Origin of the sequence: Streptomyces sp. NPDC058274, assembly GCF_042881375.1 — a bacterium.
Lineage (GTDB): Bacteria > Actinomycetota > Actinomycetes > Streptomycetales > Streptomycetaceae > Streptomyces.
Window position 1 is genome coordinate 399,124 of the sequence record NZ_JBHVXW010000004.1, and the last position, 13,474, is coordinate 412,597.

The window sequence follows — 13,474 nt, forward strand, 5'->3', positions numbered from 1 at the left end:
ACAAAAGCACAGGCATGGAAACCCCTCCGCCGCACACCCCGCGCACCGAGCCGACCGACGCGGACGTCGAGGCCTTCAAGCAGCAGCTCGGCCGGCCGCCGCGCGGACTGCGTGCGATCGTGCACCGCTGCCCCTGCGGTCAGCCCGACGTGGTGGAGACGGCCCCCCGGCTCCCCGACGGCACGCCGTTCCCGACGACGTACTACCTGACGTGTCCGCGCGCCGCGTCGGCGATCGGCACCCTCGAGGCGAACGGCGTCATGAAGGAGATGACGGACCGGCTGGCGACCGACCCCGAGCTGGCCGCGGCCTATCGTGCCGCCCACGAGGACTACATCGCCCGCCGCGACTCCATCGAGGTCCTGGAGGGCTTCCCGAGCGCGGGAGGCATGCCGGACCGGGTGAAGTGCCTGCATGTGCTCGTGGCGCACTCGCTGGCCGCTGGCCCCGGTGTGAACCCCCTCGGCGACGAGGCGATCGCGCTGCTGCCGGAGTGGTGGCGCAAGGGCGCGTGTGTCGTGCCGGCCGGCGAGAGCTGACCCCCTCCGGAGCCGCCCGCCCGTTTCCGGCCCCTCCGGCGTCTGAGGAGCGGGGTCCGGGGCGGAGCCCCCAGGGACGGGCCGGGGCGAAATCCATCACGACAGGAGACCGAACGCATGACCAGGGTCGCCGCCATCGACTGCGGTACCAACTCGATCCGTCTGCTCGTCGCGGACGCGGACCCGGCGACCGGTGAACTCGTCGACCTGGACCGCCGGATGACCATCGTCCGGCTCGGCCAGGACGTCGACCGGACGGGACGGCTCGCGCCCGAGGCGCTGGAGCGGACCTTCGCCGCCTGCCGTGAGTACGCGGCGGTCATCAAGGAGCACGGCGCCGAGCGGATCCGCTTCGTCGCCACCTCCGCCTCCCGCGACGCGGAGAACCGCGACGAGTTCGTACGAGGGGTCCTGGACATCCTCGGCGTCGAGCCGGAGGTCATCACGGGCGACGAGGAGGCGGAGTTCTCCTTCACCGGTGCGACCAGGGAGCTGACCGGGCGGGACGACCTGGACAAGCCCTACCTGGTGGTGGACATCGGCGGCGGTTCCACGGAACTGGTCGTCGGGGAGGACCACGTGCGCGCCGCGCGGTCGGTCGACATCGGCTGCGTACGGATGACCGAGCGGCATCTCGTGCACGACGGGGTGGTCACCGACCCGCCCACGGCCGCGCAGATCGAGGCCGTGCGCACCGACATCGAGGCCGCGCTGGACCTCGCCGAGCGGACGGTCCCGCTGCGCGAGGCCCGCACCCTGGTCGGCCTCGCCGGCTCGGTCACCACGGTCGCGGCGATCGCCCTGGAGCTCCCCGCGTACGACTCCACGGTGATCCACCACTCCCGGGTCACCCTCGACCGGGTCCGCGAGATCAGCGACTGGCTGCTCGCCTCGACGCACGCCGAGCGGTCGGCCATCCCCTCGATGCACCCCGGCCGCGTGGACGTCATCGCCGCCGGAGCCCTCGTACTCCTCGCGATCATGGAGCGGACCGGGGCCCGCGAGGTCGTCGTCAGCGAGCACGACATCCTCGACGGCATCGCCTACCGGGCCGCGGAAGAGGCGCAGGGGGCGAGGGCCTGAGCGGCCGACGCCGGTGCCCGCAGGGCGCTGCGGAAGCGATCGGGACTGCTTCGGAACCGACCTTTGCTACCCATTGGTAGCCCTCGGCTGAGCAGGTCATATAACGTATGAGCGCGCCCGAGGGGCCTTGGGGACCCCCTCGGTGACGTGCCGTCGGGAAAGTTCGTGAAGTTCTTCACAAGGAAATCAGCCCTGTTGGGCGCGGATTTCGGTCCATGAGCCCCTCCCGGTGCCCCCATAGGCCTTCAGGGGTACCCGCGGGGGTGTTCCGGGGGTGTTTCGGGGGTGTGAAACGAGGGCCTGGTCCAGCGGGTCCGAAGGGCCGGAGCGGCAGCTCACGCGGTGTTGACAACGGTCCGCGCGGCACGCTGGTTCCCCGCCGCGGGCATGACCTGGGTCACGTGAGCCGCGCAGTGTAGCAGAGGCCCCACCCAAGCTTGTGAAGGGGCGCACGAGCGACCCCCCAGATGCAGGTGGATACTCGATGGCATGAGCACCACGGAGCGTCCCAGGATCCTCGTAGTAGGCGGTGGGTACGTAGGCCTGTACGCAGCTCGGCGCATCCTCAAGAAGATGCGCTACGGCGAGGCGACCGTCACGGTCGTCGACCCCCGGTCGTACATGACCTACCAGCCCTTCCTCCCCGAAGCCGCCGCCGGCAGCATTTCGCCTCGGCACGTCGTCGTCCCGCTGCGACGCGTGCTGCCCAAGGCGGAAGTTCTCACCGGCCGCGTGACCACCATCGACCAGGACCGCAAGGTCGCCACGATCGCCCCCCTCGTGGGCGAGGCGTACGAGCTGCCTTTCGACTACCTGGTCATCGCGATGGGCGCGGTCTCCCGCACCTTCCCGATCCCCGGCCTCGCCGAGCAGGGCATCGGTATGAAGGGCATCGAGGAGGCCATCGGCCTGCGCAACCACGTCCTCGAGCAGCTCGACAAGGCCGACTCCACGACCGACGAGGACGTCCGCCGCAAGGCGTTGACCTTCGTCTTCGTGGGCGGTGGCTTCGCCGGTGCGGAGACCATCGGTGAGGTCGAGGACATGGCCCGCGACGCGGCCAAGTACTACTCCAGCGTGTCGCGCGAGGACATGCGCTTCATCCTCGTCGACGCCGCGGACAAGATCCTTCCCGAGGTCGGCCCCAAGCTCGGCCAGTACGGCAAGGAGCACCTGGAGAGCCGTGGGGTCGAGGTCTACCTCTCCACCTCCATGGACTCCTGCGTCGACGGCCACGTCGTCCTGAAGAACGGGCTCGAGGTCGACTCCAGCACGATCGTGTGGACGGCCGGCGTCAAGCCGAACCCGGTGCTCTCCCGCTTCGGTCTGCCGCTCGGCCCGCGCGGTCACGTGGACACCCAGGCCACCCTCCAGGTCCAGGGCACGGACTACATCTGGGCCGCGGGCGACAACGCCCAGGTGCCGGACATCGCCGCCCGCAAGGCCGGCGTGGAGAACGCCTGGTGCCCGCCGAACGCCCAGCACGCGCTGCGGCAGTCGAAGGTCCTCGGTGACAACGTGATCTCCGGTATGCGAGGCTTCCCGCAGAAGGAGTACGCGCACGCCAACAAGGGTGCGGTGGCCGGGCTCGGCCTCCACAAGGGCGTCGCGATGATCGTCATGGGCAAGGTGAAGATCAAGCTCAAGGGCCGGCTGGCGTGGTACATGCACCGCGGCTACCACGGCCTGGCGATGCCGACGTGGAACCGGAAGATCCGCGTCGTCGCCGACTGGACGCTGCAGATGTTCCTCAAGCGCGAGGTCGTCTCGCTCGGTGCCATGGAGACTCCGCGCGAGGAGTTCTACGAGGCCGCCAAGCCGGCGCCGGCCGCGGCCAAGGCGGCCGAGGCGAAGCTGCCTCCGGCGAAGACCGAGACCAAGGCCGAGGCGAAGACCGAGGCGAAGGCCTCCTGACCGCCGGTCACTGACCGCCGGTCGCCGGACTGCCGGTCACTGACCGCCGGTCGCCTGACTGCCGGTCACTGACCATCGGTCGCCCGACCGCCGGTCTCCTGGCCGCCGGTCACTGAACGCCCCGAAGGGGCCTCCCGCCATCCGTGGTGCGGGGGGCCTCTTCGGCGTTTCCGGGGGGCCCCGGGCCCTCTTGGTCCAGGGGTCCCGGGGCGCCAAGCGCATGGCATCTACAGGTATTTTGCTCAGCCGTAACGCGGAAGGGGGACTGCGCGCGGGGGCGGTTGGTGTTTACGTGGTGTTGGACGTTCCGGGATCTGTTGTCACGGAGGTGTGGCCATGCCCGACGCCGCGCTGCGGCTGAAGAGCCTTTTCGAGCAGTTGCTGGGGACTCCCGTCCCGGTGCGTATTCGTGCCTGGGACGGCTCGGAGGCAGGGCCCCCGGGCGCCCCCGCGCTGGTGCTCAGGAACCGCAGGGCCCTGCGCCGACTGCTCTGGAAACCGGGCGAGTTGGGGCTCGCCCGGGCCTGGGTCGCCGGGGACCTCGGGGTGGAGGGGGACCTGTACGCCGCGCTGGAGGTGATGGCCGGGCTCGTATGGGAGCGCGGCGAGGGCGCCAAGGGGCTGCGTGAGGCCCTGCGGGACCCGGGCGTACGGGCCGCGGTACGCGGGCTCGTCCGGATGGGCGGCCCCCCGCTGCCGCCCGCCCCGCCCCGCGAGGAGGTCCGCAGACGCCGTCATCTGCACACCAAGCGCAGCGACAGACGCGCCATCAGCCACCACTACGACGTGGGCAACGACTTCTACGAGATCGTCCTCGGCCCGTCCATGGTGTACTCCTGCGCCTACTGGGAGGAGGCCGGCACCCTGGAGGAGGCCCAGCGCGACAAGCTCGACCTCGTCTGCCGCAAGCTGGCCCTGAAACCGGGTCTGCGGCTGCTGGACGTCGGCTGCGGCTGGGGCTCGATGGCCATCCACGCGGCCCGTGAGTACGGCGTCTTCGTCGTCGGCGTCACCCTGTCGCAGGAACAGGCCGCGTACGCCCGTAAGCGGGTCGCGGACGAGGGGCTGACCGACCGGGTCGAGATCCGGGTGCAGGACTACCGGGACGTCACCGACGGGCCGTACGACGCCATCTCCTCCATCGGCATGGCCGAGCACGTCGGAGCCGACCGCTATCTGGAGTACGCCCGGGTGCTGCACGCCCTGCTGAAGCCGGGCGGCCGGCTGCTCAACCACCAGATCGCCCGTCGCCCGCAGATGGACGAATCGGCGTACAGCGTCGACGAGTTCATCGACGCGTACGTCTTCCCGGACGGTGAGCTCGCGCCCCTCGGCACCACCGTGATGCAGCTGGAGCGGGCCGGTTTCGAGGTGCGCGACGTCGAGGCCCTCCGCGAGCACTACGCGCTCACTCTGCGCCGCTGGGTCGCCAACCTGGAGGCACAGTGGGTGCGGGCCATACGGCTCACCAGCCCCGGCCGCGCCCGTGTCTGGCGCCTCTACATGGCCGCCAGCGCCCTCGCCTTCGAGCGCAACCGCATCGGCGTCAACCAGGTACTGGCGGTCCGGACACCCGAGCCCGGCACGTCCGGCCTGCCGCTGCGCGCCCGCACCTGGAACCCCGGGACGTAGGGGCACGGAACAGAGGAACGGAACAGACAAGGGGCCCCGCCCGGCATCCGGACGGGGCCCCCTGCCGTGCACCGCTACTCCGACTTGATCGCCGCCAGCATGTTCAGGCGGGCCGCCCGGCGGGCCGGCCACAGCGCGGCCAGCACACCGACCGTCGCGGCCAGCAGCAGGAAGACGGCCATCCGGCCCCAGGGCACGACGAGTTCGTACGTCGCCATCCTGGTGCCCAGCAGCTCACCTGCTGCCCAGCCGAAGAAGACGCCCAGGCCGATGCCCAGCACCCCGCCGAAGAGCGAGATCACCAGGGACTCCAGCCGGACCATCCGCTTGATGCCCTTGCGGTCCAGGCCGATCGCGCGGAGCATCCCGATCTCCTGCGAGCGCTCGAAGACCGACATGGCGAGCGTGTTGATGACGCCGAGGACGGCGACGATGACCGCCATCGCCAGCAGGCCGTAGAGCATGTTCAGCATCAGGGTGAACATCTGCGCGATGTCGTTGGAGATGTCCTTCTTGTCCTGCACCTTGATGGCCGGGTTGTTGCCGAGGGCCTTCTCCAGCCTGTCCTTGGCCTGGCCGGAGGCGCCGCCGGACGTCTTGAGCATGACCTGCATGTCCTGCGGGTCGCTCTGGTGCGGCGAGAGGACCGCGTTGTCGAGCATGATGCCGCGCATGATCTCGGTGCTCCGGTAGACACCGGCGATGCTCAGCTCCTGCTTCTTGCCGTCCTCGTACGAGACCGTGAAGCGCGAACCGGTCTTCCAGCCGTGGGACTTCGCCGTGTCGTCGTCCACGACCACCCGGCTGCCGCCGACCTTGAAGGCGCCCTCGTCGAGGGTCAGGTCGGTGAGGGAGGTGATGGACCCGCCGTTCACACCCGTCAGGTACTCGGTCTCGCCGTCGATGCGCGCGGGCGCGTCGCGCAGCGGACTGGTGGCGGTGACCCCGTCGGTGGCGGCGAGCTTCTTCTCGACGGCCGGGGAGAGCATGTTGCCGTTCGCCATCGACACCACGTAGTCCGCCTTGACGGCGGAGCTGGCCATCTTGTCGATCGCCGACTGCAGACTGCCCGCCATCACCGTCATGCCGGTGATCAGGGTGAGCCCGATCATCAGCGCCGAGGCGGTGGCGGCGGTACGGCGCGGATTGCGCACCGAGTTCTGGCGGGCGAGCTTGCCGGAGACACCGAAGGCGCGCAGCACCGGCGCCGCGGAGGCGATGAGCGGGCGCGACAGCAGGGGCGTCAGGATGAAGACGCCGATGATGAGCAGCACCGCGCCGAGGCCCATCGGGGCCTGGCCGTCGGAGCCGTCCATGGTGGTGGCGTAGAGGACCACGGCGACACCGGCCGCAGAGAAGAGCGCGCCGAGGGTGTTGCGTACGACGAGGGACTTGGTGGTCGCCTTGGCGTGCACGCTGCTCATCGCGGCGACCGGCGGGATCTTCGCGGCGCGGCGGCCCGGCAGCCAGGCGGCCAGCATGGTGATCAGGACGCCGACGAGCAGCGCGGTGGCGATGGTGCCCGGCGAGACGACCAGCGGACCGTCCGGGACGGTGGCGTCGAACGTGCCCATCAGGGCGCGCATTCCGGCGCCGATGCCGATGCCCGCGGCCAGACCGGTGACGGCCGCGACCGTGCCGACCACGAACGCCTCGAGCAGCACCGAGCGCGTGACCTGCCGGCGGGAGGCGCCGACGGCGCGCAGCAGCGCCAGTTCCCTGGTGCGCTGGGCGACCAGCATGGTGAAGGTGTTGGCGATGATGAACGTGCCGACGAAGAGCGCGATGCCGGCGAAGACCAGCAGGCCGGTCTTCATCCCGCTCATCGCCTCGGAGATCCGCGTGGCCTGGTCGTCGGCGAGCTGCTTGCCCGTGGTGGTGGAGGCGACGTCCTTCGGCACGACCTCGTCGAGCGCGCCCCGCAGTGCGGTCTGGGTGGTGCCGGCCGCGGCCTTCACGTCGATCTCGTCGTACTCGCCCGCCGAACCGAAGAGCTGCTGCGCGGTCGCCGTGTCGAAGAGGGCGAGGCTGCCGCCGGCGGCGACGTTGCCGTCGTCGGTGGTGAAGATGCCGGTGATGACGGGCTTCAGGACCGGTCCGTCGACGGAGAGCCGTACGGTGTCGCCGACCTTGTAACCGGCCCGCCGTGCGGTCTCCGAGTCGACGGCCACCTCGTTCCTGCCCTGGGGCGCGTGACCGCTCGTCAGCGGATAGCGCGGGTCCTTGTCGCCCCAGTAGTTGCCGCCCTGCGACTGGAAGCCGCCGCCGATCAGCTTGCCGTTCTTGTCGGCGATGGCGGTGAAGCCGTTCACGACCCCGACGGCGGACTCGGCGCCGGGCACCTCGGCGGCCTTGGCCAGCAGGGCCTGGGTGAGCTTCGGCTCCTTGCCGATCGTGTCGCCCTCGTCCTGCCGGCCCTCGGGCTGGATGGCGACGTCGACCTGGTCGAAGCCCTTGGCGGAGCTCTTCTGGTAGGCGTCCGAGATGGTGTTGGTGAAGACCAGCGTGCCGGACACGAACGCCACGCCGAGCATCACGGCGAGCACGGTCATCAGCAGCCTGGCCTTGTGCGCAAAGACATTGCGCAAGGCGGTACGGAACATGGGTTTTCTCAGTCCAGGGAGAGTAGAGGCTCGTGTCCGCCGCGGCCGGGCGTGTGTCGGAGGGAAGGCGCGCCGGGCGGTGTGTGCGGAGGGAGGGGCGCCGGGCGGCGGGTACGGAGGGAGGGGGCGCCGGGCGCCTCAGCTCGTACGGCCCTTGGCGTCGAACTGCTTCATCCGGTCCAGGACCGCGTCGGCGGTGGGCTCGTACACCTCGTCGACGATGCGTCCGTCGGCGAGGAAGACGACGCGGTCGGCGTAGGCGGCGGCCACCGGGTCGTGGGTGACCATGACGACGGTCTGCCCCAGCTCCCGGACGGAGTTGCGCAGGAAGCCCAGGACCTCCGCGCCGGACCGGGAGTCCAGGTTTCCGGTGGGCTCGTCGCCGAAGATGATGTCGGGCCGGGAGGCGAGCGCGCGGGCCACGGCGACCCGCTGCTGCTGGCCGCCGGAGAGCTCGGAGGGACGGTGGCCGAGCCGGTCGGCGAGCCCCACCATCCCGATCACGGTGTCCAGCCACTGCTTGTCCGGCTTGCGGCCCGCGATGTCCATGGGAAGCGTGATGTTCTCCAGCGCGGTCAGCGTCGGCAGCAGGTTGAACGCCTGGAAGATGAAGCCGATCTTGTCCCGGCGGAGCTTGGTGAGCTGCTTGTCCTTGAGGGACCCGAGCTCGGTCTCACCGATGCGCACGGAGCCGGAGGAGAAGGTGTCCAGGCCGGCCACGCAGTGCATCAGCGTGGACTTGCCCGACCCCGACGGACCCATGATCGCGGTGAACTCGGCCTGCCGGAAGTCGACGGTCACCCGGTCCAGGGCGACCACCTGGGTCTCGCCCTGTCCGTAGACCTTCGACAGTTCCGTGGCGCGGGCGGCCACCGCGGTGGTCCGGCCGGCGAGGGGAGTGGTGGTCACGGGAGGGTGCTCCTGTCGGGACGACGACGTTCTGGGACGTCACCCATCCTCACGGCCGTACGGCGCCGTGTAGTCAGCCGTTGTTCCGGTTCCCGGGGCAGACTCGGGGCGGACCGGGGGCGGTTGTGTCATACCTGGGGATGACGGCCACCCCTGAGGGGCGATCAGCCTCGCGCGTGGTGAACGTTCACGTCCGGGCGGTGAAATTCCGTCATTCCGTGTGCGCGGCGTTCGGCGACCAGAAAGGCTATTGGCAAGTGCGGATGGCCCGTACCCAGTGCTGATGCACCCTCAGACGTCAATAAAATAAGACAACATCGGGTCACTCTTTGACCGTTCGGGGGATGGTCCCCGATAGGCTCGGAACCTCGATGCGGAGCCCATGGCCTGCCCGGATGGTGGAATGCAGACACGGCGAGCTTAAACCTCGCTGCCCCTCGCGGGCGTACCGGTTCAAGTCCGGTTCCGGGCACCTCCGACCATCACGCGGACGAAACCACCGCTATGGGCGCAAGGGTCGTGTTCCGAGACAGCGTAGACGCGCTGATCGCCCCCATTGACAGTCGGCCAGGGTCGTCCGACACTCGGAGTGTTCAGTGAAAGAAACTTCACTGGACGAACGACAGCGAACAAGGCCGAGCGGGGCTCAGGAACAAGGGGCGTTTCGATGCGTACCACCGTCGGGATCATCGGGGCCGGACCGGCCGGACTGCTGCTGGCGCGGCTGCTGCACAACGCGGGGATCGACTCCGTGGTCCTGGAGAGCCGCGACCGCGCCTACGTGGAGCACCGGCAGCGCGCCGGAATCCTGGAGCAGGGCACCGTCGACGTGCTGCGCGCGGCCGGGGCCGGGGAGCGCATGGACCGGGAGGGCCTGCGGCACGACGGCATCGAGCTGCGCTTCGACCGCAGGCGCCACCGCGTCGACTTCCCCGCCCTGACCGGCGGCAGCTCCGTGATGGTGTACGCGCAGACCGAGGTGTGCAAGGACCTCATCGCGCTCCAGCTCAAGGAGGGCGGCCCGCTGCTCTTCGAGGCCGAGGCGCTCGCCGTGGAGGACGCCGCGAGCGAGCGGCCGCGGGTGCGCTTCCGGTACGAGGGCCGCGAGGACGTGCTGGAGTGCGACTACGTGGTCGGCTGCGACGGCTCCTGGGGCGTCGCCCGCCGGGCGGTCCCGGCCGAGCTCTCCCGCGTCTTCGAGCGGACGTACCCCTTCGGATGGCTGGGCATCCTCGCCGACGTCGCCCCCTCGCACGACGAACTCGTCTACGCCCGCCACGACCGCGGTTTCGCGCTGCTCAGCATGCGCTCGCCGGTCGTCTCCCGCCTCTACCTCCAGGTCCCCGAGGGCACCGACGCCGAGGCATGGGGCGACGAGGAGATCTGGGACGAATTGGAGCGGCGCTTCGAGACCGCCGACGACTGGCGCCTCCGGCGCGGCCCCATCACCGCCAAGTCCGTGACCCCGATGCGCAGTTACGTCCACGAGCCGATGCGGCACGGCCGGCTCTTCCTCGCCGGGGACGCCGCGCACATCGTGCCGCCCACCGGAGCGAAGGGCCTGAACCTCGCGGTCGGCGACGTCGTCACCTTCGCCCGCGCCCTGGCCGACCTCCGGGACACCGGATCGGCCCAGCGGCTCGACGCGTACTCGGAGACCTGCCTGCGCCGCGTCTGGCAGGCCGAGCGGTTCTCGTACGACATGACGACGCTGCTGCACCGCGCCCCCGACGCGACCCCGTTCGAGGACCGGCTGCAGCTGGCCCGTCTGGAGCGGGTCGCCACGTCGCGCGCGGCCGAGACGGACCTCGCGGACGCCTACACGGGGTTTCCGCTGGACTGAGCGGGCAACAGGAGGGTGCCGGGGTACCCCGGAGCGCCCTTGTCACGGCTTAGTACCAGTGCTCGCCGGGCAGGGGGCGGCCGCGTACCTTGGCAGCAGAAGGGAAAGATCCTCCCCAAGCAGTAGGGTCATTCCTTTGCCTACCTATTACTCTTGAGCCAAGGCCACGCAGGGTGGCCATGGAGGAGTGAAATGAGGAGCAGCAACCCGGTCTTCTCGCGACGGGGGTTCAGCCGCGACAACGGCTACGCGGGCTTCAACACCGCGCCGCAGGCCGGGGGAGCAGCAGTCGGCACGCAGGGCAACCCGTACGCCCAGCAGGGCGGCGGCAACCCCTACGCGCAGAACCCTTACGCGCAGCAGGACCAGTACGGCCCCGGCGTCCCGCCGCAGGCACCGGTCACCACCGGCCGTATGACGATGGACGACGTCGTCATGCGCACGTCCATGACGCTGGGTACCGTCGCCGTCGGCGCGATCCTCGCCTGGGCGCTGCTGCCGGTGTCGTCGACGAGCTACGGGCTGGCCATCGGCTCCGCCCTCGTGGCCTTCGTGCTGGCGATCGTGCAGTCCTTCAAGCGCAAGGCCTCGCCCGCGCTGATCATCGGCTACGCGGCCTTCGAGGGTGTCTTCCTCGGGGTCATCAGCGAGATGTACAACAGCAGGTGGTCCGGCGCGCCCTTCCAGGCGGTCCTGGGCACCATGGCGGTCTCCGGTGCCACCCTGCTCGTCTACAAGGCGGGCTGGATCCGGGTGACCGCGCGGTACGCGCGCATCGGCATGGCCATCGCCATCGCCTTCGTCCTGGCCATGGCGGTCAACCTGCTGCTGGTCGTCTTCGGTGTCGCCGACGGCGGCGGACTGCGCAGCATGGGCCCGCTCGGTGCGATCGTCGGCATCATCGCGATCATCCTCGGCGCGTTCTTCCTGACCCTCGACTTCAAGCAGATCGAGGACGGCATCGCGTACGGCGCACCCCGCGACGAGGCCTGGCTGGCCGCGTTCGGCCTGACCATGACCCTCGTGTGGATCTACGTCGAGATGCTGCGGCTGGCCGCCATCTTCAGCAGCAGCGACTAGCGCCCGTCCGGCACACGCGCCCGCAGGGTGCACAGGTAGTCCGAAGGGCCCGCGAACCACTGGTTCGCGGGCCCTTCGTCGTCGGATCCGATGTCATCTCGGTGGTGCGCGCTCAGAGCAGTTTGCGCGCGGCCCTCCTCAGGTCGTACTCGTGAATGATCGCTTTGGCGTGGCCGTACGCGAGATTGTGCTCGGCGCGGAGCCAGCTGACCTTCTCCTCGAAGCGGAAGAGAGCGGGGCCGTCGTCGACGGTGCGAAGCCAGTCGGAGATCTCACGACCGGTGCAGTGGGGGATGCGGGCGAGCAGATTGCGATGGGTCTCCTCAGAGAAGACTTGGGACATCGGCGCCTCCGGACGCAATGGGATGTAAGCCGATCCTTCACGCCACGGTGCCTGAGGGTTGGGGTGTTGGCAACAGTCCTGCTGCGGCGCGTAGTCTCGCGGCGTGCTTGATACGACGCCGCTGACCCGAGCCGTGGACCATTTCGCCGACCGACTGCGGGCCGCGTCGCAGAGCCGGCTGCAACGGGGAGCGGCCACCGAGGCACTGGGTCTGGCCAGGGAGTTGGCACTGCGTGCCCAGCGTCTGGAGGACCCCTACGGCACCCCCCGGGAGATGCCCGACGCGGGCATGTTCGCGGCCGCCGACCAAATCACGGTCGCCGGGCACGATTTGGCGCTCGCACTGAAAGACGAGGACGAGCTGGCAGAAGCCGTGACACTCGTGGCGGAGGCACAGAAACGCGCCGGAGTCTGATCGACTCCGGCGCGGATGCGTTGCCGGGGGTACGGAGTGAGCGCGGGCGTTCCCGCAGCACCTACGGTCCCTTACGGGGACCTACGGCGGCCTACAGAGACGCTATGACGCGGTCCGCGAGGATGTACACGTTCTCCTCGCCGCACGCGAAGGTCAGGGCGTAGGCGCCCGAGACGCCGGAGCCGCCCAGCAGCACGGGGGTGTGGCCCGCCTGCAGGGCCGCGGCCAGCTGCTCCGCGGTCTCCCGGTGGCCCGGGGTCATGCACAGCGTCGTACCGTCCGCGAACACGTAGACGTCAAGGGTGCCGAGCGGGCCCGGGCGGACGTCGGCCAGTTCGGTCCGGGACTCGGCGAGCTCTTCGAGGCAAGCCACCGTGCGCTCATGGTCGTTCACGACGGGTGACTGGACCGGGACGAAGTCGGGGTGCGAGGGGTGGCGGCGGCGGGCCGCGGCCAGCTCCGGGGACTCACCGGTGAAGTCGTCGGCGTCCAGGCCCGGCTCGGTCACCGGCTCCAGGTGCTCCAGACCCACGAAGTCCGACTGACGCGGCAGGAACAGCTCGCTGTCGGGCAGGCCGAGCAGCGAAGGCGCGTCAGAGGCGTCACGCGCCTCCTGGGCGGCCCAGAAGGCCCGCGCCTCGGCGAGCTCCCGCTCACGCTCCTCGGCGAGCGCCTCGGCCACCGCGGACCGTATCTCCTCGGCGTCGGTGGTGGAGCGGGCGGCGGGCACGAGTCCGCGCGCGGCGGAGGCGCGGTTCTCGGCGAGCTCGGTGTGCAGGGCTGCGACCTGCCGGCGCAGACCCCGCAGGGTGCGCAGAACGGCGACGCCCACAGCCGCGGTGGCGGCTGTGGTGAGCAGCAAAGCAATCGGCATGGCGCTCACTGACGTACTCCCGGTTCAAAGTCGACCCCCGACTTCCTACATCAGCTTGAAGGGCGGACTAACCAGCTGTCAGTGCGTAACGTCACGAATAGGACAGGACTTTGGGCCCGGGGTTTACTCGTGAAACGGCTCTGACCTGCGTAAATCGCTCTCCGAAGGGAGATAGGTCACATCCTGGGGGAGATTGGATCACAAAACGGCCCAGAGCCCCGAAGTTTCCGGGGTTCCGG

General features: G+C 70.0%; 11 protein-coding genes and 1 tRNA gene. 8 read left to right on the forward strand and 4 right to left on the reverse strand.

The window, feature by feature from the left end:
- Positions 1 to 14: 14 nt before the first annotated feature.
- The 4 genes from ACFVYF_RS11630 to ACFVYF_RS11645 all read left to right on the forward strand — a co-directional run bounded on the left by ACFVYF_RS11630 (position 15) and on the right by ACFVYF_RS11645 (position 5,168).
- Positions 15 to 539, forward strand: a complete 525-nt coding sequence (locus ACFVYF_RS11630) for a DUF501 domain-containing protein (protein ID WP_389454492.1) — start codon at positions 15 to 17, stop codon at positions 537 to 539.
- A 117-nt stretch (positions 540 to 656) separates the two neighbouring features.
- The gene (locus ACFVYF_RS11635) at positions 657 to 1,622 is read left to right on the forward strand and encodes an exopolyphosphatase (RefSeq protein WP_389454495.1); all 966 of its coding nucleotides are present in this window, start codon (positions 657 to 659) and stop codon (positions 1,620 to 1,622) included.
- Between the two features lie 489 nt (positions 1,623 to 2,111).
- The gene (locus ACFVYF_RS11640) at positions 2,112 to 3,536 is read left to right on the forward strand and encodes an NAD(P)/FAD-dependent oxidoreductase (protein WP_389454498.1); all 1,425 of its coding nucleotides are present in this window, start codon (positions 2,112 to 2,114) and stop codon (positions 3,534 to 3,536) included.
- 336 nt (positions 3,537 to 3,872) lie between these two features.
- A complete protein-coding gene (locus ACFVYF_RS11645) occupies positions 3,873 to 5,168 on the forward strand; it encodes a class I SAM-dependent methyltransferase (protein WP_389454500.1) in 1,296 nt (431 codons plus the stop codon).
- Between the two features lie 74 nt (positions 5,169 to 5,242).
- Here ACFVYF_RS11645 and ACFVYF_RS11650 read toward each other — a convergent pair whose 3' ends face one another.
- The gene (locus ACFVYF_RS11650) at positions 5,243 to 7,771 is read right to left on the reverse strand and encodes an ABC transporter permease (protein WP_389454503.1); all 2,529 of its coding nucleotides are present in this window, start codon (positions 7,769 to 7,771) and stop codon (positions 5,243 to 5,245) included.
- 138 nt (positions 7,772 to 7,909) lie between these two features.
- On the reverse strand, positions 7,910 to 8,680 hold the full coding sequence (locus ACFVYF_RS11655; protein WP_383278055.1) for an ABC transporter ATP-binding protein: 771 nt from the start codon (positions 8,678 to 8,680) through the stop codon (positions 7,910 to 7,912).
- 389 nt (positions 8,681 to 9,069) lie between these two features.
- Between ACFVYF_RS11655 and ACFVYF_RS11660 the strand changes: the two genes are divergently transcribed.
- The 3 genes from ACFVYF_RS11660 (at position 9,070) to ACFVYF_RS11670 (ending at position 11,603) form a co-directional block, all read left to right on the forward strand.
- Positions 9,070 to 9,152, forward strand: a tRNA-Leu gene (locus tag ACFVYF_RS11660).
- A 195-nt stretch (positions 9,153 to 9,347) separates the two neighbouring features.
- Positions 9,348 to 10,523, forward strand: a complete 1,176-nt coding sequence (locus ACFVYF_RS11665; protein ID WP_389454506.1) for a 4-hydroxybenzoate 3-monooxygenase — start codon at positions 9,348 to 9,350, stop codon at positions 10,521 to 10,523.
- A gap of 192 nt (positions 10,524 to 10,715) precedes the next feature.
- Entirely contained in the window at positions 10,716 to 11,603 is an 888-nt protein-coding gene (locus ACFVYF_RS11670) for a Bax inhibitor-1/YccA family protein (protein WP_389454509.1), read from the forward strand.
- A gap of 112 nt (positions 11,604 to 11,715) precedes the next feature.
- Here the strand turns inward: ACFVYF_RS11670 and ACFVYF_RS11675 are convergent, their stop codons facing one another.
- The gene (locus tag ACFVYF_RS11675) at positions 11,716 to 11,946 is read right to left on the reverse strand and encodes a DUF4287 domain-containing protein (protein ID WP_055612668.1); all 231 of its coding nucleotides are present in this window, start codon (positions 11,944 to 11,946) and stop codon (positions 11,716 to 11,718) included.
- Positions 11,947 to 12,049: 103 nt separating this feature from the next.
- Between ACFVYF_RS11675 and ACFVYF_RS11680 the strand changes: the two genes are divergently transcribed.
- Positions 12,050 to 12,361, forward strand: a complete 312-nt coding sequence (locus ACFVYF_RS11680; protein ID WP_389454511.1) for a hypothetical protein — start codon at positions 12,050 to 12,052, stop codon at positions 12,359 to 12,361.
- Between the two features lie 91 nt (positions 12,362 to 12,452).
- Here the strand turns inward: ACFVYF_RS11680 and ACFVYF_RS11685 are convergent, their stop codons facing one another.
- Positions 12,453 to 13,235 (reverse strand): hypothetical protein, encoded by a 783-nt coding sequence (locus ACFVYF_RS11685; protein WP_389454514.1) that lies wholly within the window; start codon positions 13,233 to 13,235, stop codon positions 12,453 to 12,455.
- Positions 13,236 to 13,474: the final 239 nt, after the last annotated feature.